The sequence below is a fragment of the Dinoroseobacter shibae DFL 12 = DSM 16493 genome (assembly GCF_000018145.1).
GTDB classification, from domain to species: domain Bacteria; phylum Pseudomonadota; class Alphaproteobacteria; order Rhodobacterales; family Rhodobacteraceae; genus Dinoroseobacter; species Dinoroseobacter shibae.
Window position 1 is genome coordinate 2,135,368 of record NC_009952.1, and the last position, 22,941, is coordinate 2,158,308.

Here is a 22,941-nt window from a genome sequence, read left to right on the forward strand (position 1 = left end):
AGCGGTCTGGCATGGTCGAGAAGCGCGGGCTGGGCCTGTGGCTGACCCATTTGGGTCTGATCATCGGGGTGGCGTTCATCTTCTTTCCGATCTGGCTGGCCTTCGTGGCCTCGACGGTCAGCCAGCCCGAGATCGTGCGCCCGCCCATGCCCCTGCTGCCCGGGGACCAGTTGGTCGAGAACTACACCCGCGCCCTGACCGCGGGGATCAATGCGCCGGTCGCACTGATGCTGGGCAATTCACTGATCATGGCGTTGGGGATCGCGCTGGGAAAGATCGCGATCTCGCTGCTGTCGGCCTTTGCCATCGTGTATTTCCGGTTTCCGGGGCGGATGCTGTTTTTCTGGCTGATCTTCCTGACGCTGATGCTGCCGGTGGAGGTGCGGATCGTGCCGACCTACGAGGTGATCGCGAATTTCGGGATGCTGAACAGCTACCAAGGGTTGATCCTGCCGCTGGTGGCCTCGGCCACGGCGACGTTCCTGTTTCGGCAATTCTTCATGACGGTGCCGGATGAGCTGGCCGAGGCCGCGCGGGTCGACGGGGCGCGGCCCATGCGGTTTTTCTTCGACATCCTGCTGCCGATGAGCCGGACGAACATCGCAGCGCTGTTCGTGATCCTGTTCATCTATGGCTGGAACCAGTATCTCTGGCCGCTTTTGATCACGACCGACCCGGAGATGAACACCATCGTCATGGGCATCAAGCAGATGTTCCCATCAGGTGACGACACCGCCGACTGGCCGGTGATCATGGCGACCTCGATCCTGGCGATGGTGCCGCCGGTGATCGTGGTGATCACCATGCAGCGGCTGTTCGTGCGCGGACTTGTGGAAAGTGAGAAGTAGATGGCGACGCTGACGCTGGACAATGTCAAGAAATCCTTCGGCAAGACCGATGTGATCCACGGGGTGAGCATCGATGTGACCGAAGGCGAGTTCATCGTGATCGTGGGGCCGTCGGGCTGCGGCAAGTCCACCTTGTTGCGCATGGTCGCAGGCCTGGAAACCGTGAGTTCGGGGGAGGTGCGGATCGATGGGCGGGTGGTCAACACGCTGGAGCCGATGGACCGCGACATCGCGATGGTGTTCCAGAACTACGCGCTGTACCCACATATGTCGGTCTTCGACAACATGGCCTACGGGCTGAAGATCGCGAAGGTGCCCAAGGCGGAGATCGCCGACCGGGTGGCGGTGGCCGCCAAGCTCTTGCAGTTGGAGCCGTACCTGGGTCGCAAGCCCAAGGAGTTGTCGGGCGGGCAGCGGCAGCGGGTCGCCATGGGGCGCGCGATCGTGCGCAAGCCCGCGGTCTTTCTGTTCGACGAGCCCTTGTCCAACCTGGATGCGAAACTGCGGGTGCAGATGCGGCTGGAGATCAAGGCGCTGCAGCGGGAGCTGGGGGTCACGTCGCTCTATGTCACCCACGACCAGGTGGAGGCGATGACGCTGGCCGACCGGATGATCGTGATGAACGGCGGCGTGGCCGATCAGATCGGTGCGCCGCTGGAAGTTTACGCCAACCCCCAGACGGCCTTCGTGGCGGGGTTCATCGGCTCGCCGCCGACGAATTTCCTGCCTGCCGACATGGTCCGCGCAGGGCCGGCAGGTCAACAGGTCGGCATCCGGCCAGAGCATCTGCGCGTGGCCCCCCAGGGGCGGCTGGAAGCGCATGTCGCCTATGCCGAGGCCTTGGGGGCGGAGACGCTGCTGCATCTGCGCGCGTCCCAAGGCACGACCCTGACCGTGCGCCAGGACGCCGCGGCGCCCATGCCGGCGGAGGGCGCGACCGTGCAACTGGACTGGGACGACAGCGACACGATGCTGTTTGCGGACAATGGCAGGCGGGTCTGATAGCCGGCCCTTCCCCTTTGCCAAGAAGGCGGTGCAGGCCAGCGACCGCCCCGGCCGTTGCGGCGCGGGGGGGATAGGCGTTCGGTGAGATTGCGAAATCTTCAGCTCTTTGAGGTCCTTATGGACGCTGGTTTCTCATGGAGACAATGCAATGATTGACGTTTACAAGAACCGGCAACCCGGCATGACCAGCCCTGCCGTTGCAGCCGAAATTATCATTCCCGCGAATGGCCGGGAACTGAACTACGCGACGCGCGCGGTCTATGTCGGCAGCGGCGGAGATCTGTCCATGGAGCTGCTGAACGGCGACGTGGTCACGTTCAAGAACCTGGCATCCGGAACGCTTCTTCCGGTGCGAGCACGGCGGGTGCGCAACAGCGATACGACCGCAAGTGATCTGATCGGGCTGCGGTGAGCCCTGCGGCACCGCAGACCACACCGGGCTGCGGTGCCACCGCCATGGGACGCGCAAGCGGGCCCGTGGCGGGCGATCGGGCTCAGGTGCCCTTGACCATGTCGGCGGGTGAGAAGTCATTTGCATCGGCGCGGCGCCAACGGCGCAGGTAGCCGAAGGCGTCTTCCTCCCCGCGCAGCAGGAAGCCTTCGGGCAGGTAGGGGTACACCTCGTCCCCGGTGACCATGCCGCGGTCGGTCTCGCGCACCATCAGGTGATAGGGCAGGAAGTCGCCGGGGCTTTCCAGCCCGGCCGCACCGGTCATCTCGCCCAGTGCCTTGAGCGTGTTGCGATGGAATCGCGCAACCCGCACGGATTTGTCTGCGACATCCAGCGCCCGCTGGCGCAGCGGGTCCTGGGTCGCGACGCCCACCGGGCAGGCATTGGTGTGGCAGGCCTGGGCCTGGATGCAGCCGATGGAGAACATGAAGCCGCGGGCGGAATTGGCCCAGTCCGCGCCCAGTGCCAGCACCTTGGCCATGTCGAAGGCCGTGACGATCTTGCCCGAGGCACCGATCTTGATCCGATCACGGACCCCAGCACCACGCAGGGTGTTGTGGGCGAAAGTCAGCCCCTCGACCAGCGGCATGCCCATGCGGTTGGCGAATTCCAGCGGCGCGGCACCGGTGCCGCCCTCTTTCCCGTCGATGACGATGAAGTCGGGGGTGATGTCGGTCTCCAGCATCGCCTTGACCATGCACATGAATTCGCGCCGGTGGCCGATGCACATCTTGAAACCCACGGGCTTGCCGTCCGACAATTCGCGCAGTTTGCCAATGAATTCCATCATCTCGATCGGGGTGGAAAACGCGCTGTGGGAGGCGGGTGAGACGCAGTCCTCGCCCATGGGCACGCCGCGCGCCTCGGCGATCTCGGGCGTGATCTTCGAGGCCGGCAGCACCCCGCCATGACCGGGCTTGGCGCCCTGGGACAGCTTCAGCTCGATCAGCTTGATCTGCGGGTTGGCGGCGGTTTCGCGGAATTTCTCGGGGTCGAACACGCCCTCCGGGGTGCGGCAGCCGAAATAGCCCGAGCCCACCTGGTAGATCAGGTCACCGCCGCCTTCGCGGTGGTGGATGCTGACCCCGCCCTCGCCAGTGTCATGGGCAAAGCCGCCTGCCTTCGCGCCCTTGTTGAGCGCCTGGATCGCATTGCCCGAGAGCGCCCCGAAGCTCATCGCCGAGATGTTGTAGATCGAGGCGTCATAGGGTTGGGTGCAGTCCGGCCCGCCGATGCGGACGCGGAAATCGGTGTCCGCGATATGCACCGGGCGGACCGAGTGGGTCAGCCACTGGTAGCCCGAATCGTAGACCCGCATCCGGGTGCCGAAGGGGCGCTTGTCCTCGACGCCCTTGGCGCGCTGGTAGATGATCGAGCGCATGTCGCGGGAGAACGGCTCCTCGTCCTGGTCGCTTTCGATCAGGTATTGCCGGATCTCGGGGCGGATGCCTTCGAACAGGAAGCGCATATGCCCGATCACCGGGTAATTGCGCAGGATCGAGTGCCGCGACTGGATCACGTCATAGAGGCCCAGAAGGGACAGCCCCCCGAAGAAGGCCACCGGGATCCAGAACCAGACGCTCCATGCAACAGCGACCAGCGACGCGAGGGTCAGCACGGTGACAGCGAGGAAAATCGAATAACGCGACATGGGCGGGCTCCAAACCTCCGTCAGCATGGGCTGACGGTCCTTGAGAAACCCTAAACACCGATGCTCGGCTCTGTGAACCGGCTAAATCGACGGGGGCGGGCTCAGGTGATCACATCCGGGGCAGTGCGGCCGGTGCGGGTTGCGATTTCGGCCAGCGCCTCGGCCGCGGCGATCATGGGCGCGAGCGCCTCTTGCGGGTCGCGGTCGAGCCCCTCGGGGCCGGGCACGAAGGCTTCGAGATAGACGCGCAGGGTCGCGCCCACGGTGCCGGTGCCCGAAAGGCGGATGACCAGCCGCGCGCCGTCTGTGAAGCCCACGCGCAGCCCCTGCCCCGCGCTGTGGGAGCCATCGACCGGGTCGTCATAGGAAAACTCGTCGGCAAAGGCGATCTGTCGGCCCGCCGCGGTGGTACCGGGCAGGTCCGCAAGGCGCGCGCGCAGGGCGTCCATAACGCCCTTGGCCGCGGCGGTATCCACCGCCTCGTAGTCGTGGCGGGAGTAGTAATGGCGCCCGAACCGCGCCCAGTGATCCGCCATCAGGTCGGCGACGGAGGCCCGGCTGTCGGCGAGAATATTGAGCCAGAAGAGCACCGCCCAGAGCCCGTCTTTCTCGCGCACATGGTCCGAGCCGGTCCCGGCGCTTTCCTCGCCGCACAAGGTCGCCCGGCCCGCATCCAGCAGGTTGCCGAAGAACTTCCAGCCCGTGGGGGTCTCGTAACAGTCGATGCTCAGCGCCTCGGCCACCCGGTCGAGCGCGCGGGAGGTGGGCATGGAGCGTGCCACCCCCGCCAGCCCGTCGGCATAGGCCGGCACGCGTGTGGCGTTGGCCGCCAGCACCGCGAGGCTGTCGGAGGGCGTGACATAGATGCCGCGACCCATGATCATGTTGCGATCCCCGTCCCCGTCCGAGGCCGCGCCGAAATCGGGCGCATCGGGGCCCATCATCCGGTCGACCAGCTCTTTGGCCCAGATCGGGTTGGGGTCGGGGTGGCCGCCGCCGAAATCCGGGCTGGGGGTGCCGTTGACCACGCTGCCCGGCGCAGCACCCAGCGTGTCTTCGAGGATCGCCTTGGCATAGGGGCCGGTGATCGCGTGCATGGCGTCGAAATGCAGCCGGAAGCCGCGCGCGAGAAGCGCCCGGATCGCTTCGAAATCGAAGATCTCGGCCATCAGGGCGGCGTAGTCGGCAACCGGGTCGACCACTTCGACCACCATCTGGCCAAGCCGGGTCTCGCCCAGGGTAGAGAGATCCACGTCTTGCGCGTCGAGCATGGCGTAGTCGGTGATCGCCTGCGTGGCCGCGAAGATGCGATCTGTGACCTCCTCGGTCGCGGGGCCGCCATTGGGGCCGTTGTACTTGACGCCAAAATCGCCCTCCGGCCCGCCGGGATTGTGGCTGGCCGACAGGATGATACCGCCATCGGTACCACGCTTGCGGATCAGGTGAGAGGCGGCGGGCGTGGACAGAAGCGCGCCCTGCCCCACGATGACCCGGGCCGCGCCGCTGGCCGCGGCCATGCGCAGGACGACCTGAGCCGCCTCGGCGTTGAAATAGCGCCCGTCCCCGCCCAGAACGAGGGTCTTGCCCGCGACACCGCCGATCCCGTTCCAGATGGCCTGGACGTAGTTCTCCAGGAAATGCGGGGCCTGGAATTCGCGGGTGGTCTTGCGCAGCCCGGAGGTACCGGGTTTCTGACCGGGGATCGGAGCGGTCTGAACGATGTGGCCTGGCATGGTCGATCTCCTGCGTATGGGCGGGGGGTGTGCCCCTGTAGTGCCCCGGGGTTGGCGGCGGCTGCAAGGGGGGCTGGCCCATCGCCCGGGAGCTGCCGCACGGTGTGACCACTGCGCGACGGCGCGTCGTGCAGAAACCCGACTAAAACAGTCGAATACCCCTTGATCTCGGCGCGCACTCGTATACTGATCAAAACAGTCAGGATTAACAAACCTTGGGGAGTAACCATGCCTGTACGACTTTCTCTGCCGCTTGCCGGTCTGACCGCCGCGGCCACGCTGCTCGGTTCCGTGGCCTATGCTGCGGGTGAGCTGAACCTCTATTCGTCGCGTCACTACGACACGGACGAGCGGCTCTACTCGGATTTCGAAGAGGCCACGGGCATCACCGTAAACCGGATCGAGGGTAACGCCGACGAACTGATCGCGCGGATGGAGGCCGAGGGCGCCAACAGCCCGGCGGACGTATTCCTGACCGTGGACACGGTGCGTCTGGCACGGGCCAAGGATCTCGGCCTGCTGCAATCGGTGGACAGCCCGATCCTCGAGGGGCGCATCCCGGCCTACCTGCAGGATGACGACAACCAGTGGTTCGGCTTCTCGCAGCGCGCGCGCATCCTGTTCTACGACAAGACCGACGTGGAAAACCCGCCGGCCACCTATCAGGACCTGGCGAAGCCGGAATATGAGGGCATGGTCTGCATCCGGTCCTCCACCAACGTCTATACCCAGAACATCGTCGCGGCCCTGATCGAGCATCTGGGCGAAGAAGCGGTGACCGACTGGGCCAAGGCCGTGGTCGGCAACTTCGCCCGCGCGCCTCAGGGCGGCGATACCGATCAGCTGCGCGGCATCGCCTCGGGCGAGTGCGACATCGCGATGTCGAACACCTATTACTACGCCCGCGCGACCCGGAAGGGCGACAGCACCATGTCCGAGGAAGACCTCGCAAATATCGGCTGGGTGTTCCCGAACCAGAACTCGATCGGGGCGCATATGAACATCTCCGGCGGCGGGGTGGCCGCGAACGCGCCGAACCGCGACAACGCGGTGAAGTTCCTCGAGTACCTGTCGTCCGTGCAGGCGCAGGAGTATTTCTCGGCCGGCAATGACGAATATCCCGCGGTGCCCGGTGTTGGCCTTTCGCCGTCGGTTGCGGCCCTCGGCATCTTCCGTCCGGACGTGATCGACCTGTCGGCCATCGGCAACAATGTCGACGCAGCCCAGCGCGTGCTGACCGCGGCCGGCTGGGAGTAAGCCTCGTTCCTTCGGGACCTTCGGTCGGGCGCGGTTTTCGGACCGCGCCCGTTTTCGTGACACGGACGCAAGAACGGGAGAGAGACATGAAAAGACGGCATATCCTGGCCACGGCGGCTTATCTCTGCGCCGCGTCGGCCGCCCATGGCGCCGAGTTCGAGCTGTCACTGGGCGAGATCGGCTTGCGGGAGTATTACTGCACGGCACAGATGACCCTGGCCAATCGTGGCGAGCGTCCGGCCCTGGAGGTCAGCGGGCATTTCCTGCTCTATGTCGGGGACACGCAAGTCGGGCGCAGCAAAGGCACGTGGTTCATGAACCTCGCCCCGGGCGAGAGCGTCACGGCGGTGTTCGAGACCCCGAACGCCCCCTGCACGGAAGTCGAACGCTACGCCTTCGTGGTCGGGGCCTGTCGGCTCGACGGCCCCGGTTTCGCTCCGGTTGCGGATTGCGCGGCGCGGATCACCGGGGTCGGCCCGGTCGAGGTGGTGCCGGACCCCTGAGGGCTCAGCGCGATTGGCGGCGGACCTGGCGGCAGAGCAGGATAACCGGCAAGAGCCCCACGGCCACGATCAGCAGGCTGGGCACGGCCGCCCCTTCGAGCCGTTCGTCTGAGGCCAGCCGGTAGGCCTGCACCGCCAGCGTGTCGTAGTTGAAGGGCCGCATGATGAGCGTCGCGGGCAATTCCTTCATAACGTCGACGAACACGATCAGCAGCGCCGTCAGCAGGCTTGGCGTCAGGATCGGCAGGTGCACCCGACGCAGGGTGCCGTAGGCGGTCTGGCCCAGCACCCGCGCGGCATAGTCGAGATTGAGGTTGATCGTCGCCTGTCCGCCCTCGTAGGCGCCCAGCGCCGCGGCGAGAAACCGGATCATGTAGGCCCCCACCAGAAGCCAGATCGATCCGGTCAGCAGCAGCCCCGTGGAGAGGTCGAAATTGGCGCGCATCCAGGCATCGAGCGTGTTGTCGAAGAGCGCGAAGGGCACCAGAAGCCCTACCGCGATCACCCCGCCCGGGATCGCGTAGCCGAGCCGCGCGATATAGAGAGCCGCGTCCGAGCGCGGGCCGGGGCGGACGCGTTGGTAGTACCCCAGGATCACCGCCGCGCAGACCGTCAGAACCGCCGCCGCCGAGGCCAGGGTCAGGGAATTCGTGATGAAACGAATGTAGCGGCGGCTGAGCAGGTTCTGCTCGGACCCGATGCCCATGACCAGCAGGGTGACGATCGGGATGGCCACGCCGAGAAGCACCGGCGCGCCGCACAGGATCGTCGCGCTCCAGCGGTGCCAGCCGGTCAGGGTGGTGCGGGGCATGGCCTCCTGCCGCTTGCCGCCGTGGTACTTGGCAGAACCGCGGCTTTGACGCTCCAGCACCGCGAGCAGGAGCGCGAAGCCCAGAAGCCCGAGGGCAAGCTGGGACGCGGCCACCCGGTCCCCCATGTTGAACCAGCTGGTATAGATGCCCGTGGCGAAGGTATGGACGCCGAAATAGGACACGGTGCCGAAATCGGCGATGGTCTCCATGGTGGCCAGCAGGACGCCCGCGGCGATGGCAGGGCGCGCCATGGGCATGGAGACCTCCAGGAAGGCGCGGAAAGGCGTGCGGCCCAGGGCGCGGGCGGCAAAGAAAGTGGTGGCGCTCTGCTGCACGAAAGCCGCGCGGGCGAGCAGATAGACATACGGGTAGAGCACGAGGATCAGCATGGCCGCAGCCCCGCCCAGCGAGCGGATCTCGGGAAACCAGTAGTCGCGCGGTCCCCAGCCCATCACCGATCGCAGCGTCGCCTGAACGATGCCGGGATGGTCGAGCACATGGGTATAGGCATAGGCCAGCACATAGGCCGGAAAGGCCAGCGGCAGGACCAGCAGCACCTCCAGCCAGCGGCGACCAGGGAACTCGTACATCGATATGAGCCAGGCTGTGGAGGTCCCGATCATGAAGGTGCCGGTGCCGACGAGCACCACCAGCGCCAGGGTTGCGCCGGTATAGCCGGGCAGCACGGTGTCGGCGAGTTGGGCCAGGGTATCGGTCCCCCCCGACAGCGCCGTGATCAGGACCGCGAGCATGGGCAGCAGGCAGAGCGCCGCGAGCACGAGCGCGCCCGTGCCCAGCAGCCGGGCCTCGCGGCGCTTGCGGGCACGGCTTTTCACGGGACGCTCGCCAGAGGGATCGGACAGGGTTGCCATGGGCGCGATCTAGCCTCGCCCACGGGCGGGACGCAACCCGCCTTGCGTCCCCCGCGCCGTTGCGCCGCTGAGCGCGCAATCGCATGCCGCGCGCCCGACCCGGAACCGGGGCCAAGCGGTTTCGAAACCGCTTGGGGCGCGCATGGCCGGCAATGGGAGCACCTTGGAAGAGCGGTCGGCTGCGGCCCGCCCCGCGGATCCAGCGCGCCGGGCCCGGCGGGGGATCAAGCGGTTTCGAAACCGCTTGGACCGCGCACCGCTCAGCCGCCGGTGAGGGCCACGTAGAAGAGCCGCGCCGCCAGCGCACTCAGCAACCCCAGAACCAGCTTGTCAAACCCCTCGGCGGACATCTTGCGCGCCAGCCACGCCCCCAGCGGCATGAACAACAGGATCGGCGCCAGCGCGGCAACGCTCAGGCCGAAGACCGGCAGGGTCAGAAGCCCGGTGGCAAAGAGCGCGGGCACCTGCACCACCGCCATGCCGATGAAACAGGTCGAGACGGTCGCGATGAAAACCGGCCGCGCCAGGCGCATCGCGTTGAGATAGCTCAGGGTGATCGGGGCAGAGATCCCCGCCGCCCCCTGCAACAGCCCCGCCCCCAGGGATACCGGCCAGACGATGCGCCGTGCGGTGTCCAGCGCCAACCGGAACTCCGGGCGTGCAAGGCGCAGGCCGATATAGACCGCCACTCCGAACGCCACCGCCAGCAGCAGGACCCGGTCCGGCAGCACCGCGAGCAGGAAGGTACCGGCCAGGCAGCCCGCCGCCGCCCCGCCCGCCAGCATCCAGGTGAACCCGCCGGGGATCAGATGCGCGCGGTAGCGCCACAGCTGCCAGCTGTTCGACAGGAGATTCGGCATCGCCATGATCATCACGCCGAGCCGCACGTCGTAGAACGCCGCGATCACCGGCACCGCGATCACCGGCGCGCCCGCGCCGGTCGCCCCCTTGACGGTGCCGCCCAGGGCGAGGGCCGCGAAGATGGCCAGAAGCGCGACGGGATCCAAGGCGGGCAAGCGCGGTCAGCTCCGCGGCAGGTGTGTGGCGTAATCGCTGACCAGCAGGTGCGTGGGCGCGACGTCCTCCTCGATCTCGGCGAACCGCCCGATGGGATCGCGGAAGATATTGTCGGTCTCGTCGTCGTTGACGGTGGAGACCTCGCCGATCAACACGTCGCCCCCCTCCCCCCAGAAGGCGTGCCAGTCCCCGGGCATCAGCGTCACGCTCTCGCCCGGCGCGAGGCGCAGCTTGTCGCCGGGGGCGTAGGGGCGCGCGATGCCATCGCAGGCCACGGTGCCGCCGCGATCCTCGGCGAAGTTGCCCGCGTCGTCGGAGCCGTAGAGCTCGACCACCAGCGTGGCCCCGCCGCGATTGATGATATCCTCGGCCTTGATCACATGGGTGTGCATCGGGCAGAGCTGGTCGCGGCGCGAGATCAGCAGCTTCTCGGCGTAGCACATGCCACCACCGCGCTGCAGGTCCGCAAGCCGCCCGTTGCGCAGGGTGAACAGGAACAGCCCCATCTCGTCGAACCGCCCCGCGCCGTAATCGGTGATGTCCCAGCCGCAGCGGGCGTCGATGACATGGCGGGCCTCGGGCGCGCGGGCGGCGAATTCCGCGGGGCTCCAGCGCGCGAAGGGCGGCAGAACGAACCCGTGGCGGCGGATCAGGGCATCCGCCTCGGCCATGATGGCGTTGATTTCGGATCGTTTCATGCGCGTCCCCTCCCCGCTATCGCCCGGGACCATGGGCCGGAGCGGCGGGGGTGTAAAGGGGTCAGCGGCGGCCCGGGAACTGCGCCAGCGTGATGCCCGCATCCTCCAGCGCCGCGCGGGTGGCGCGGGCAATGCCCACGGCCTCGGCCGTGTCGCCATGCAGGCAAATGGTGTCAATGGGCGTGGAGATATGAGCACCGCTTTCGGTGATGATCGCACCGGCCTTGACCATCTCGACCATGCGCGCGCCGGCCCGGTCGGGGTCGTGGATCACGGCCCCGGGCAGGCGGCGGTCCACCAGGGTCGCGTCGTCGTTATAGGCGCGGTCGGCGAAGATCTCGGCGGCCCAGCGGCAGCCCAGCGCCTCGACCGCCGTCTGCTGCGCCGTGGCGGCCAGTACCATGATGATCACGTCCGGGTCGGCAGCCAGCGCACCCTCGTAGCAGGCGCGCGCCATCTCGGCATCCTCCGAGCACATGTTGGCCAACGCCCCGTGCAACTTGACGTGCCGCACCGCCCCGCCCGCCTGCCGCGCCATGGCCTGGGCCGCGCCGACCTGCCAGGCCACGAGGTTGCGCAGGCTGTCATGGGGCATCTGCATCCGGCGCCGCCCGAAGCCCTGCAGGTCCGGCAGGCCGGGATGGGCGCCGATGCCCACGCCGTTCTCGACCGCCAGCGCCATGGTCCGTGCCATCACGTCCCAGTCGCCCGCATGGGCGCCGCAGGCGATATTGGCCGAGGTGATGGTGCGCAGCAGGGCCGCGTCGTCGCCCATGGGCCAGGGACCGAAGCTTTCGCCCATATCGGCGTTCAAATCGACTGTGATGGTCATGGCGAGGGCTCCTCCCCGGCGGTGACGCCGCTGATCAGTTGGTAGGACAGAAGGTCCGACATCTCGCGCGGGTCGCGCAAGAGGGGGCGGACCTGTTTCGGCAAGGCCTGCAGCAGCTTGGCCTCGGCGCGCTCGGCCGCAAGGGCGGTGGCGCGATCCACGAGGGCGAGGCGGATCGGCGCGCCCGGCCCGGCCTGCATCGCGCGCGGCAGATCGCAGGGGATGACGGTGGCGATGCGGGGATAGCCGCCGGTGGTCTGGCTTTCGGCCCCGAGGATATAAGGCGCGCCCTCGCCGGTGACCTGGATGTCGCCGGGCACGACGATCTCGGACAGCACCGTGAGCCCGCCCCGGGCAAAGAACCCGTCGCCCGCGTGGGCGAGACGCACACCCATCCGGTTGCCGCGCGGGTCGCGGGTGAAGGGCGTCTCGGAGAGGCGGGTGACATCCTCGGGCGCGAAGCTGTCGCTCTGGAAGCTGCGGATGATGCGGATCTCGCCGCCACAGAAGCGATCCTCGACCTGCAGCCCCTGCCCCACCGGGCCACCGGGATCGCGGCCCAGGGGCAGGCTGTCGCCCGCCGCCAGCGCCCGGCCCAGCCCGGCGGTGAGGTGGGTGGAGCGTGAGCCGAGCTCCACAGGCGTGTCGATCCCGCCGCCCACATGCAGGTAGCCATAGCTGCCCCCCTGCACGGCGCCGATGCGCAGTTCGGCCCCGGCGGGCCACGCGTGACAGGCGTGCCAGGCGAGCGGCGCGCCATCGAGCGTCGCCTGCATCGGCGCGCCGGTCAGCGCGAGCCGGGCGTCGCGGGTGACCCGGAAGGTCCCACCACTGCCGGCCATCTCGATCGCGGCGAGGTCGGGGGACTGGCGCAGCAATGCGGCGCCTTCGGCCAGGGCCCGGGTGTCCGCCGCCCCGCCCCGAGACAGACCCTGCCCGATATAGCCCAGGAACCCGGCATCCTGCACGGTCAGGCCGGGACCGGCGGCGCAAATCTCCAGGCGCGCGGTCATTCCAGCACCTCCCATGTCGCGCCGCCGAGGCCGCTGGGATCGGCTTCGCAGGCGGCATAGTCCTCCGCAGGGATCGCTGGGAACATCACCTCGTCGCCCGCGCACAGGGCGAAGGGCCGGTCGGCGCCGGGGCGGTAGCCGGTGAAGGCGGTCTGGCCCACATGGCGCCAACCCGTGGGCGCCGTGGTGGCGAAGAGCACGAATTGGCGGATCGCCAGCACCAGCGCGCCCACCGGCACGCGGGGCGTCAGCTCGGTCTGGCGCGGCAGGTCCCAGGCGGGGGGCAGCGTGCCGAGATAGGGCATGCCCGGCGCGAAGCCGAGGGTCAGGACCCGGGTGCGCGCGGTGCTCAAGCTCTCGATCGCCTGGGCGGGGGACATGCCCGCCGCCTGCGCCGCGTCCCCGAGCTGCGGGGCGAGATCGCCGCCGAACACGCACGGGATACGCCAAAGCCGCCGCCCGGCGGGGAACGGGGCCGCGTACCAGTCGCGAGCCGCGAGCAGATCTGCCAGCCGCGCTTCCAGCGGCTCGGGGTCGGTCTCCACCGGGTCGAAGCGGATGAAACAGGAGGCCAGGGTGCAGGAGCTTTCCAAAACGTCTGGCCAGGCTTCCGCCTCCACCGCGGCGCGAAAGGCGAGGGCTGCGCGGTTGGCCGGGTCCGACAGGGTGTCGGCGAAGCTGACCAGCAGGCCGGTCAGGCCCACGGGGCGGATTTTCGGCCAAGCGCCCGTCATGGCGCACCCCGGCAGGCGGCGGATGTGTCCGGCGCAAGTTGCGCTGTGTACCTGTCTGACATGCCCGCTCGATCTTCCCTCACGCTGGCACCTTGCCTGCTTCGCGGCAGGAGCGCAACGCGGGAGCGACGCACCGCGTCGACTAGGGCACCGTGAAGGTAGGAGGGCAGTTTTCGTCGGGGGCGAAGCGGACCGGACCTGTGTCGGCGCGCCCCGATGCAATCACACGCGCCAAGGACGGATCACGCGGCGCCCGGAGGGTCACGTTGTGAACAGCGGCCCCCCCTTGTCCCTTGCGCCCCTTTCCGCGTCACGCTTGCGTGGCGCTCTGCGTTCTGCGTTACGCCTGCGCGTCCGATGATAGGGGCGGTCAAGTCCCGGACACGGGTCCGAGAGAAGCCCGCGAGATGATCTGCGTCTCCAGAAGCAGCGGCACCGGAGGGGCACCGCCGGAGAGCAACGTGGCAAGGACGCGGGCCGCCTCGATCCCCATCTGGCGGTGCGGGACATGGACCGTGGTCAGGCCCGGCGTCACGATGCCGGCGATCTCGATATCGTCGAACCCGGTGATCGACAGGTCCCCGGGCACCGACAGCCCGGCGGCGCGGGCCGCCCCCATGGCGCCCACGGCCAGAACGTCATTACCGCACATCACCGCCGTGGGCTGACGCGGCCCTGCGAGGATCTCTGCCATGACCCGCGCGCCATTCTCGATCGAGTAGGGTGTCTGGACCAAGGTGAGGGCGTCCCGATCCAGCCCGACCTCGGCAGCCGCGTCCCAGATGCCCAGCACCCGCTCCCGCGCCCGGTCGTTGCTGTCCATCGGGGCCGCGATGATCGCCACATCCCGGTGACCCAGCCCGAAGACCTGCCGCGCCAGCGCCCGCATCGCCGCGCGGTTGTCGAAGCCGATGGCATGGTGGTCGCTGCCCGCGCTATAGGCCCAGGCGATGACGTAAGGTACGCCGCGCTGCTGCAACAGCTCGTAAGCCCGCGCCGAACGCTCGAACCCGATCAGCAGCAGCGCATCCGCCCCGCGCGCCAGCAACGTGCGGATCTGTTCCTCCTCCAGCTTGGGACTGTAGGAGGACGACGCCACGAGAAGGGTCAGCCCGTGGCGGGCCAATTCTTCCTGAAAGGCCTGCAGGCCCCGTGCGAAGATCGCGTTTTCCATGGTGGGAATGATCGCGCCGATGGTATTGGTGCGTTTCGCCGCCAGCGCCCGTGCCCCGAAGTTGGGCGCATAGCCAAGCTCCTGCACCACGGCCAGCACGCGCTCCCGGGTCTGCTCGACCACCAGTTCCGGCGAGTTCAGGCAGCGCGACACGGTCGCCGTGGACACGCCCGCCGCCTGCGCCACGTCCTGGAGGGTCGGCGAGGGGGTGGCGGGTTTGCGTGCCACGCGCCTGTTTGTCGTCCTGTCGACCATGCTTCTCCTACAACCGCAGCGTCGCCAGCTGTCCAATCCCGACAGGCTAGCCTGTCCGGGTCCGCGACGAAAGGCGACCTTGGGCCAATGTAATTGCTTGCATGAATTTATGTAAGCGCTTACATTGAGCGCGACTCGGGGCGTTTGGGAGGACGAAGCGGTGTTTCTGGCATTATCCGCAGCAGTATTCACCATCTACGTGGCCAATGTGGTCATGGGGGCGGTGACCAATGCACCGATGTTCAGCGATGTCACGGAGATGGTCATTCTCTTCATCGCCGCAATTCTCTTCACGGTCGCGATCCTGAAGGCGGAAGCCGCCGACCCTGACAGAAAAGACAGAAATCCATGAGGGAGGAAAACATGGATCGTGATACCAAGGAAATCGCGTCGGTCGAGCGCAGGAATTTCCTGAAACTCGCAGGCTCGGGCAGCTTCACGGCCGCCCTGGTCGTCGGGGCCGGCGGGCTGTTGTGGTCCGATGCGGCCGTGGCGCAATCCGCCCGCGAAGAGCGTGAGCGCGAGGCCGCCGCCGATCACACGATGACGCTGGCCACTGCCTATGTGCTGGGCGCATCGCGCAGCTATCCGATCATGCAACTCGACCTGAAGGAAAACATCCAGAACGCCACCAACGGCAAGGTCTATGTCAAGCTCGCCCCGGGCGGGCAGCTCGGCGCGGGCGCGGCCCTGGTGCAGGCGGTTCAGGGTGCCACGATCCAGTGCGCACAGCATTCTCTGGCCAATTTCGCACCGTTTGCGAGTGCCACCGACCTGATCAACCTGCCGTATTTCTGCGGCTCGAACCAGCGCTTCACCAACCTCGTCAGCTCCGATCCCTGGAAGGCCGAGGTGCATCCCAAGATCGAGGCCGCGGGCTTCAAGGCGTTGATGTATGTGGTGATCGACCCGCGGGTCGTCGCGGTGCGCGCAGGGGGTGCGGGGCCGGTGCTGTCGCCGGGCGATCTCGATGGCATCAAGTTCCGCGTGCCGGGCTCCGCGATGCTGCAGCAATATTACCGCATGGTCGGCGCCAACCCGACCCCGGTCGCCTGGGGCGAGACGCCTTCGGCGATCAAGCAGGGCGTGGCTGATGCGCTCGATCCGTCCGTGGGCGCGCTTTATGTCTTCGGCTTCGGCGACATTCTGAGCCATGTGACCTTCACCCAGGCGGTGCCGGACAGCCAGGTGTTCTCGATGAACCTCGAATGGTTCAACTCCCTGCCATCGGACGTGCAGGAAGGGATCGAGTTCGCGGGCGAGATGACCACGCACCAGAACCTCGCCAAGGTGCCGTCCGCGCGCGCCTATGCGATGTCAGAGCTCACCAAATCCGGTGTCCAGTTCCACTCCCTGGACGACGACCAACTCGCGGAGTGGCAGGCCGCCGGGGGCTACCAGCGCACCGAATGGGACGAGTTCAAGGTAGAGCTGGCCGGGTCCATGGAGGCCTTCTCCAAACTGGAAGAAGCCGCGGGCACACGCGGAAAATTCTACGTCCACGACGCGTAAAGACGCCACTCACGACACCGGGTCCGGCGCTGCGGCGCCGGGCCCCTCACGACCGCATCGTTCAACGCGGAGGCGCCCGAGATCGGGCTGGGCCCTTTCGGGGTCGGGGAGGGACTCATGCGAAATTTCCTGCGAATACTCGACAAGAACGGGGAGCGATGGGCGCTCTTGCTGTTCTACGTTATGCTCGTCGCGACGATGTTCATCGAGGTTCTGCGGCGTGAGATCATGTCCTACTCCTCGATCTGGGGCGAGGAGATCGTCCGCTATTCCTTCATATACCTCGCCTGGATCGGCTGCGCCGCCGCGGTCAAGGAACGCGGCCATATCCGCATCGACGTTCTGATGCAGTATGTCGGCCGCCGCGCCAAGGCCCTGCTCTACATCTTCGGGGATCTGGTGATGTTCGTGGTGGCGATCATCGCGCTCTACTGGTCGTTCGAGACGGTGCTGGTGTCGGCCAAGTTCGGTTCGGTCACACCGGGCCTGCGGATCAGCCAGGTCTGGTTCCTGATGGCGGTGCCCACCGGGTTCGCCCTCGTCATTCTTCGCCTCGTGCAATCCTTCCTGCGCGATCTGGCCGACCTTCGTGCGGGACGACCCGTTTACGAAGGCGACAAGCTGTTCGACTGAGGGGGCGGAGACATGCTTTGGCAGCAAATGGACCAAACCGTCATCCTGGGCTGGGATTTCTATGGCCCGGTGATCATGTTCGTCGCCCTCGTGGCCCTTGCCGTGCCGGTCTGGGCCGCCATCGGCGCCTCGGCGATCCTGATGCTTGTGTGGTCGGGCGCCCTGCCCCTGAGCCTCGTGGGCGAACGGCTGTTCTCGGGGATCGACGCGTTTGCCCTGACGGCGGTGCCCCTCTTCATCCTGACCGGCGACGCGCTTGTCCGCACGGGGTTGTCGCGCAAGTTTCTCGATGTGGCCGAGGCGCTCACGCAATTCGCCAAGGGCGGGTTCGGATCGGCGACGGTGCTGGTCTGCGGGATGTTCGCGGCGATCTCGGGCTCTGACGCGGCGGGCGCCGCTGCCGTGGGGCGGATGACCATCGCGCGGCTGGTCGAGTCGGGCTATCCGCGGCCCTATGCCTGCGCTTTGGTGGCTGCGGGGGCCTGTACCGGCATCCTGATCCCGCCCTCGATCGCCTATATCATCATCGGCCTCGTGCTGGGTATTTCGGCCTCGACCCTGTTCCTGGCGGCCGTCATTCCGGGCCTCGCGATCCTGGTTTCGATCCTGGTGACGAACATCATCATGAACCGGCTCAACGGCTGGGAGGGCGGCGGCAATGTCTCGATGCCGGAGTATTTCTCCCGCCTCTGGACGGCGCTGAAGTCCGGCTGGTACGCCTTCATCGTGCCCGGCATCATCTTCTACGGCATCTTCTCGGGGCGGATGACGCCGACAGAGGCCGGCGCGACGGCGGTCGTGGTCACCATCGTGATGGGTTTCGTGCTGGGCACGCTGAAGCTGAGCGATTTTCCCGCGATGCTGGTGAGTTCGGCCAAGGTCAACGGGGTGATCCTGCCGATCATCGCCTTCTCTGTGCCGCTGGCCGAAGCGCTGGCCATCATCGGCGTGCCGCAGGGCTTCGTCGCGGTGGCGACCGGTGTCAGCGAAGAGCCCTGGGTGCTGATCCTGATGATGCTGGCCATTCTGGTCGCCGCGGGCTGCGTCATGGAAACCACGCCGAACATCGTGATCCTGGCGCCCATCCTGCTGCCCTTGGCCGAAGAGATCGGCATGAACGAGATCCAGTTCTGCATCATGATGATCACCGCCCTGGGCGTGGGCTTCATCACGCCACCGCTGGGGCTCAACCTGTTCGTGGTGTCGGGCATAACAGGGGAATCCATCCTGAAAATCGCCTATCGGGCAGTCCCCTTCGTGTTTTTCATGCTGCTCGTCACCCTTATGATTGCCTATATTCCGGCAATCTCCACCGCCCTTCTTCCAGACATCTTCAAGTAGGATCGAAACATGTCGCGAGAGTATCTCAAGAAAGCCACCCTGACCCCCAAGAGCGACGCGGGCGAGACCAAGAAGATCGTGCGCGCCATCCTCGACGAGATCGAGGCCGGCGGGGACGACGCCGCACTGGCCTATGCCCGGAAGTTCGACAATTACGAAGGCGAGATCCTGCTGAGCCAGGACGCCATCGACGCGGCCATCGCGCAGGTGCCCGAGAAGCTCAAGCACGACATCGATTTCGCCCATGCCAACGTGAAGCGTTTCGCCGAGGCCCAGCGTGACACGGTCGCCAATTTCGAGATCGAGGTGGTGCCGGGCCTGATCGCGGGGCAGAAGGCGATCCCGGTTCATGCGGCGGGCTGCTACGTGCCCGGCGGACGCTACAGCCATATCGCCAGCGCGATCATGACCGTGACCACCGCCAAGGTGGCGGGCTGCAAGCATATCGTGGCCTGCTCGCCACCGCGACCGGATGTGGGCATCGCGCCCGCCATCGTCTACGCCGCCCATGTCTGCGGTGCCGACAAGATCATGGCGATGGGCGGGGTGCAGGGCGTGGCGGCGATGACCTTTGGCCTCTTCGGTCTGCCCAAGGCGAACATCCTCGTGGGCCCCGGCAACCAGTTCGTGGCCGAAGCCAAGCGGATGCTCTTCGGGCGCGTGGGCATCGACATGATCGCGGGGCCGACCGACAGCCTGATCCTGGCGGATGCGTCCGCCGACCCCATGGTGGTGGCGGTCGACCTGGTCGGTCAGGCAGAGCATGGCTACAACTCGCCCGTCTGGCTGGTGACCGATGACCGCGCGCTGGCCGAGAAGGTGATGGAACTGGTCCCCGGCCTGATCGACGACCTGCCGGACGTGAACCGCGAGAACGCGACCGCCGCCTGGCGCGATTATGCCGAGGTGATCGTCTGTGCCGACCGTGAGGAAATGGCCGCGACCTCGGACGAGTACGCGCCCGAACACCTGACCGTGCAGGCCGAGGATCTGGATTGGTGGCTGGAGCGGCTGAGCTGCTACGGCTCGCTGTTTCTGGGCGAAGAGACCACCGTGGCCTTCGGTGACAAGGCCTCGGGGACGAACCACGTGCTGCCGACCTCGGGGGCCGCGAATTACACCGGGGGGCTTTCGGTGCACAAATACATGAAGATCGTGACCTGGCAGCGCTCAACCCGCGAAGGGTCCAAGCCCGTCGCGCTCGCCACGGCGCGCATTTCGCGACTGGAAGGGATGGAAGGCCACGCTCGCACCGCCGATATTCGTCTCAGGAAGTATTTCCCCGACCAGGAATTCGATCTGACCGGCAATGACTGACGCACCTGCCTCCATGTTCGATCTGACGGGCCGCGTGGCCTGCGTGACCGGGGCCAGTTCGGGCCTCGGGCGGCGCGCGGCCACGGTGCTGGCCCGCGCCGGAGCCTCGGTCGTCGGCGTCGCGCGGCGTGCCGACGCGCTCGCAGCCTGGGAGGCCGAAACACCGGGCCGCACCGCCAGCGCCGCCTGGGACGTGGCCGACCGCGACAGCCTGCCGGACATGGTGGAGGCAATCTCCGCACCCTTCGGTGCGCCGGATATCCTGGTGCTGGCCGCGGGGATCAACAATCGCGAGCGGGCCGATGCGGTCACGGCCGCCGGCTGGGATGCCACGCTGGCGCTGAACCTCACCGCGCCCTTCTTCCTCGCTCAGGCGCTGGTGCCAGCCATGTCGGAGAAGGGCTGGGGCCGGATCGTCAATTTCGCCTCGCTCCAGACCACGCGCGCCTTTCCAGGCGGTGTCGCCTATGGCGCCACCAAGGGCGGGATCGCGCAACTGACCCGCGCCATGGCCGAGGCCTGGTCCGCCCAGGGGATCAATGCCAATGCCGTCGGACCGGGGTTTTTCAAGACCGAACTGACGGCACCCGTGTTCGACAATCCCGCGCTGGCGCAGGAGCTTGCGGACAAGACCTGCATCGGACGCAATGGCGTGCCAGGGGATATCGACGGCCCGCTCTTGTTCCTGTGCTCGGACGCCTCGGCCTATGTCACGGGCCAGATCCTGATGGTCGACGGGGGATTCACCGCGAAATGAAGGCGCTCGTTTATACCGGGGTGGCGCAGCTGGCCTTCCGCGATGTGCCGGAGCCGGTTCCGGCTGCGGGCGATCACCTGATCCGCATCGACAGTGTCGGGATCTGCGGCTCGGACATGCATGCCTATCTCGGACATGACGATCGCCGCCCTGCCCCGCTGATCCTCGGGCACGAGGGCGCGGGCGTGATAATCGGCGGCCCCCGCGACGGGGAGCGTGTGACGATCAATCCGCTCGTGACCTGCGGCACCTGCCCGGCCTGCGTGTCGGGACGCGACAACCTGTGTGCCACAAGGCAGATCATCTCGATGCCCCCGCGCGATGGGGCGTTCGCGCAATACGTCGCCATGCCGGCACGCAACCTGGTGACCGTACCCGACGACGTCCCGCTGGAGAAAGCCGCCCTGGCCGAGCCCGTGGCGGTCAGCTGGCACGCGGTGCGTCTGGGGCTGGCATCCATGGCCGACGCGCGCCGCGACAGCGCCCTGGTGATCGGCGGCGGGGCCATCGGCGTGGCCGCCGCGATCAGCCTGCAAGCGCAGGGTGTGGCGGACGTGACCCTCGTGGAGCCGAACGCCATGCGCCGCGAGTACCTCGCTCGCGATGCAAACTACACCATCGCGACGCCCGAGCAGGTCGCAGGCCGGGTTTTCGACATCACCGTGGACGGGGTTGGCTATGATGCCACCCGGGCGGCGGCTTCGGCGGCGACCCGTCCCGGCGGTCTGCTCTTGCATATCGGGCTGGGGGGTGGGTCCGCGGGCCTCGACATTAGGCGGATCACCCTGCAGGAGATCACCGTGATCGGCACCTATACCTACACCGCGCAGGATTTTCGCGACACCTGTGCCGCGATGTTTGACGGCCGCCTCGGCGGGCTCGACTGGACCGAAAGCCGTCCCCTTTCCGCGGGGGCAGACGCCTTCGCCGATATCCGCGCGGGCCGCGTGCCCGCACCCAAGATCATACTCAAGCCGTAAAGACAGGAGACCTAAATGTCTGAAATACCGCATCTTCTGGTCCACGAACATGACGACAATGTCGGTGTGGTCGTGGTCGAGGGGCTGACCGCCGGCACGGACATGCTGTGCTGTGTCACCCATGACAATTCGACCTTCCGGCTGACCGCCAGGCACGATGTGCCGATCGGCCACAAGGTCGCGCTCAAGGACCTCAAGGCTGGCGACACCGCCATGAAATACGGCGAGGATATCGGCAAGATCATCGCCGATGTCGGCCAGGGCGAGCATCTGCACACCCATAACTGCAAAACGAAACGCTGGTAAGGAGCCACTGGAATGGCATCGAAGTATTCAAACCTGACCGTCAAGGGCTACCGGCGTGAAAACGGCCGCGTGGGCGTGCGCAACCATGTGCTCATCCTGCCCGTGGACGACATCTCCAACGCCGCCTGCGAGGCGGTCGCCAACAACGTCAAGGGCACGTTGGCGATCCCGCACGCCTATGGCCGCCTGCAGTTCGGCGAGGACCTGGAGCTGCATTTCCGCACGATGATCGGCACCGGCGCGAACCCGAACGTGCACTCGGTGGTCGTCATCGGCATCGAGCCCGGCTGGACCAAGCGCATCGCCGACGGCATCCGCGAGACCGGCAAGGAAGTAGCCGAATTCTCGATCGAGCAGAAGGGCGACTTCGAAACGATCCGCGCGGCCTCCTGGGCGGCGAAGGATTTCGTCCACAAGGCGACCGAGATGCAGCGCGAAGAGTGCAGCATCTCCGAGCTGTGGGTGTCCACCAAATGCGGCGAGAGCGATACCACCACGGGCCTCGGATCCTGCCCCACGGTCGGCAACATGTATGACAAGCTCCTGCCCGAAGGGATCACCGGGTTTTTTGGCGAGACCTCCGAGATCACCGGGGCCGAGCATATCTGCCAGAAGCGCGCGATCAACGAAGAGGTCGGGCAGCGCTGGTACAAGATGTGGAAGGCCTATCAGGATGACGTGATCTTCGCGCACCAGACCGATGACCTGAGCGACAGCCAGCCCACCAAGGGCAACATCGAAGGCGGTCTGACCACGATCGAGGAGAAGGCCCTTGGCAACCTGGAAAAGATCGGCCGCACCTCGCAGTTCATCGATATCCTGGAGCCTGCCGAGCAGCCCAAGTCCGGCAACGGGCTCTACTTCATGGACAGCTCTTCGGCGGCCGCCGAATGCGTGACGCTGATGGCGGCGGGCGGCGCGGTGATCCACACCTTCCCCACCGGCCAGGGCAACGTGGTCGGCAACCCGATCGTGCCGGTGATCAAGATCACCGCGAATCCGCGCACCGTGCGCACCATGGCCGAGCATGTGGATGTGGATGTCTCCGGCATCCTGCGTCGGGAGATGACCATCGACGAGGCGGGCGATGCGCTGATCGAGATGATCTGCCGAACCGCCAATGGCCGCAACACCGCCGCCGAGGCGCTGGGGCATCGGGAGTTCTCGATGACCAAGCTCTACCGCTCGGCGTAACGATCCGGGCGCGCGGCAGTGTCCGCGCGCCCGTCTCTCCTTTCGA

23 protein-coding genes are annotated in these 22,941 nt (G+C 66.9%); 14 read left to right on the forward strand and 9 right to left on the reverse strand.

The window, feature by feature from the left end:
* Positions 1-11: 11 nt before the first annotated feature.
* The 3 genes from ugpE (at position 12) to DSHI_RS10285 (ending at position 2,265) form a co-directional block, all read left to right on the forward strand.
* Positions 12-848: a sn-glycerol-3-phosphate ABC transporter permease UgpE gene (ugpE, locus tag DSHI_RS10275; protein ID WP_044028641.1), complete on the forward strand. Its 837-nt coding sequence runs from the start codon at positions 12-14 to the stop codon at positions 846-848.
* Positions 849-1,850 carry an ABC transporter ATP-binding protein gene (locus DSHI_RS10280; protein WP_012178687.1) on the forward strand — a complete coding sequence of 334 codons (1,002 nt, stop codon included), beginning with the start codon at positions 849-851 and terminating at the stop codon, positions 1,848-1,850.
* A gap of 151 nt (positions 1,851-2,001) precedes the next feature.
* On the forward strand, positions 2,002-2,265 hold the full coding sequence (locus DSHI_RS10285) for a spike base protein, RCAP_Rcc01079 family (protein ID WP_012178688.1): 264 nt from the start codon (positions 2,002-2,004) through the stop codon (positions 2,263-2,265).
* 82 nt (positions 2,266-2,347) lie between these two features.
* Here DSHI_RS10285 and DSHI_RS10290 read toward each other — a convergent pair whose 3' ends face one another.
* Together DSHI_RS10290 and DSHI_RS10295 are read right to left on the reverse strand one after the other, a co-directional pair.
* Entirely contained in the window at positions 2,348-3,955 is a 1,608-nt protein-coding gene (locus DSHI_RS10290; RefSeq protein WP_012178689.1) for an FMN-binding glutamate synthase family protein, read from the reverse strand.
* A 101-nt stretch (positions 3,956-4,056) separates the two neighbouring features.
* On the reverse strand, positions 4,057-5,688 hold the full coding sequence (locus DSHI_RS10295; RefSeq protein ID WP_012178690.1) for an alpha-D-glucose phosphate-specific phosphoglucomutase: 1,632 nt from the start codon (positions 5,686-5,688) through the stop codon (positions 4,057-4,059).
* 228 nt (positions 5,689-5,916) lie between these two features.
* Here DSHI_RS10295 and DSHI_RS10300 point away from each other — a divergent pair, with 228 nt between their 5' ends.
* Together DSHI_RS10300 and DSHI_RS10305 are read left to right on the forward strand one after the other, a co-directional pair.
* Positions 5,917-6,945, forward strand: coding sequence for a Fe(3+) ABC transporter substrate-binding protein (locus DSHI_RS10300; protein WP_012178691.1), 1,029 nt, complete (start codon positions 5,917-5,919; stop codon positions 6,943-6,945).
* Between the two features lie 86 nt (positions 6,946-7,031).
* A complete protein-coding gene (locus DSHI_RS10305; RefSeq protein WP_012178692.1) occupies positions 7,032-7,448 on the forward strand; it encodes a hypothetical protein in 417 nt (138 codons plus the stop codon).
* 4 nt (positions 7,449-7,452) lie between these two features.
* On the opposite strand, the gene DSHI_RS10310 is transcribed toward DSHI_RS10305, so the two are convergent.
* The 7 genes from DSHI_RS10310 to DSHI_RS10340 all read right to left on the reverse strand — a co-directional run bounded on the left by DSHI_RS10310 (position 7,453) and on the right by DSHI_RS10340 (position 14,855).
* A complete protein-coding gene (locus tag DSHI_RS10310; protein WP_012178693.1) occupies positions 7,453-9,132 on the reverse strand; it encodes an ABC transporter permease in 1,680 nt (559 codons plus the stop codon).
* Between the two features lie 260 nt (positions 9,133-9,392).
* Positions 9,393-10,148, reverse strand: a complete 756-nt coding sequence (locus tag DSHI_RS10315; RefSeq protein ID WP_012178694.1) for a sulfite exporter TauE/SafE family protein — start codon at positions 10,146-10,148, stop codon at positions 9,393-9,395.
* Between the two features lie 6 nt (positions 10,149-10,154).
* Positions 10,155-10,847 carry a D-lyxose/D-mannose family sugar isomerase gene (locus DSHI_RS10320; protein WP_012178695.1) on the reverse strand — a complete coding sequence of 231 codons (693 nt, stop codon included), beginning with the start codon at positions 10,845-10,847 and terminating at the stop codon, positions 10,155-10,157.
* Positions 10,848-10,908: 61 nt separating this feature from the next.
* Positions 10,909-11,679, reverse strand: coding sequence for a LamB/YcsF family protein (locus DSHI_RS10325; protein WP_012178696.1), 771 nt, complete (start codon positions 11,677-11,679; stop codon positions 10,909-10,911).
* Positions 11,676-12,692, reverse strand: a complete 1,017-nt coding sequence (locus DSHI_RS10330) for a 5-oxoprolinase subunit C family protein (protein WP_012178697.1) — start codon at positions 12,690-12,692, stop codon at positions 11,676-11,678. The genes DSHI_RS10325 and DSHI_RS10330 overlap by 4 nt, the downstream gene beginning before the upstream one ends.
* Positions 12,689-13,426, reverse strand: coding sequence for a 5-oxoprolinase subunit B family protein (locus tag DSHI_RS10335; RefSeq protein WP_012178698.1), 738 nt, complete (start codon positions 13,424-13,426; stop codon positions 12,689-12,691). Before DSHI_RS10335 ends, DSHI_RS10330 begins: the two co-directional genes overlap by 4 nt.
* A 370-nt stretch (positions 13,427-13,796) precedes the next feature.
* On the reverse strand, positions 13,797-14,855 hold the full coding sequence (locus tag DSHI_RS10340; RefSeq protein ID WP_012178699.1) for a LacI family DNA-binding transcriptional regulator: 1,059 nt from the start codon (positions 14,853-14,855) through the stop codon (positions 13,797-13,799).
* Positions 14,856-15,015: 160 nt separating this feature from the next.
* Here DSHI_RS10340 and DSHI_RS10345 point away from each other — a divergent pair, with 160 nt between their 5' ends.
* The 9 genes from DSHI_RS10345 (at position 15,016) to DSHI_RS10385 (ending at position 22,895) form a co-directional block, all read left to right on the forward strand.
* The gene (locus DSHI_RS10345; protein WP_012178700.1) at positions 15,016-15,207 is read left to right on the forward strand and encodes a hypothetical protein; all 192 of its coding nucleotides are present in this window, start codon (positions 15,016-15,018) and stop codon (positions 15,205-15,207) included.
* An 11-nt stretch (positions 15,208-15,218) separates the two neighbouring features.
* Positions 15,219-16,367 carry a TRAP transporter substrate-binding protein gene (locus DSHI_RS10350; RefSeq protein ID WP_012178701.1) on the forward strand — a complete coding sequence of 383 codons (1,149 nt, stop codon included), beginning with the start codon at positions 15,219-15,221 and terminating at the stop codon, positions 16,365-16,367.
* A 117-nt stretch (positions 16,368-16,484) separates the two neighbouring features.
* Complete coding sequence (locus DSHI_RS10355; RefSeq protein ID WP_012178702.1) at positions 16,485-17,000, forward strand: TRAP transporter small permease; 516 nt, start codon at positions 16,485-16,487, stop codon at positions 16,998-17,000.
* Positions 17,001-17,012: 12 nt separating this feature from the next.
* Positions 17,013-18,341 carry a TRAP transporter large permease gene (locus DSHI_RS10360; protein WP_012178703.1) on the forward strand — a complete coding sequence of 443 codons (1,329 nt, stop codon included), beginning with the start codon at positions 17,013-17,015 and terminating at the stop codon, positions 18,339-18,341.
* 9 nt (positions 18,342-18,350) lie between these two features.
* Positions 18,351-19,658, forward strand: coding sequence for a histidinol dehydrogenase (gene hisD / locus DSHI_RS10365; RefSeq protein WP_012178704.1), 1,308 nt, complete (start codon positions 18,351-18,353; stop codon positions 19,656-19,658).
* On the forward strand, positions 19,651-20,415 hold the full coding sequence (locus DSHI_RS10370) for an SDR family NAD(P)-dependent oxidoreductase (protein ID WP_012178705.1): 765 nt from the start codon (positions 19,651-19,653) through the stop codon (positions 20,413-20,415). Before hisD ends, DSHI_RS10370 begins: the two co-directional genes overlap by 8 nt.
* On the forward strand, positions 20,412-21,395 hold the full coding sequence (locus DSHI_RS10375) for an alcohol dehydrogenase catalytic domain-containing protein (RefSeq protein WP_012178706.1): 984 nt from the start codon (positions 20,412-20,414) through the stop codon (positions 21,393-21,395). Before DSHI_RS10370 ends, DSHI_RS10375 begins: the two co-directional genes overlap by 4 nt.
* Positions 21,396-21,410: 15 nt before the next feature.
* Entirely contained in the window at positions 21,411-21,701 is a 291-nt protein-coding gene (locus DSHI_RS10380) for a UxaA family hydrolase (RefSeq protein WP_012178707.1), read from the forward strand.
* 12 nt (positions 21,702-21,713) lie between these two features.
* The gene (locus DSHI_RS10385) at positions 21,714-22,895 is read left to right on the forward strand and encodes a UxaA family hydrolase (RefSeq protein ID WP_012178708.1); all 1,182 of its coding nucleotides are present in this window, start codon (positions 21,714-21,716) and stop codon (positions 22,893-22,895) included.
* The last annotated feature ends 46 nt before the right edge of the window (positions 22,896-22,941 follow it).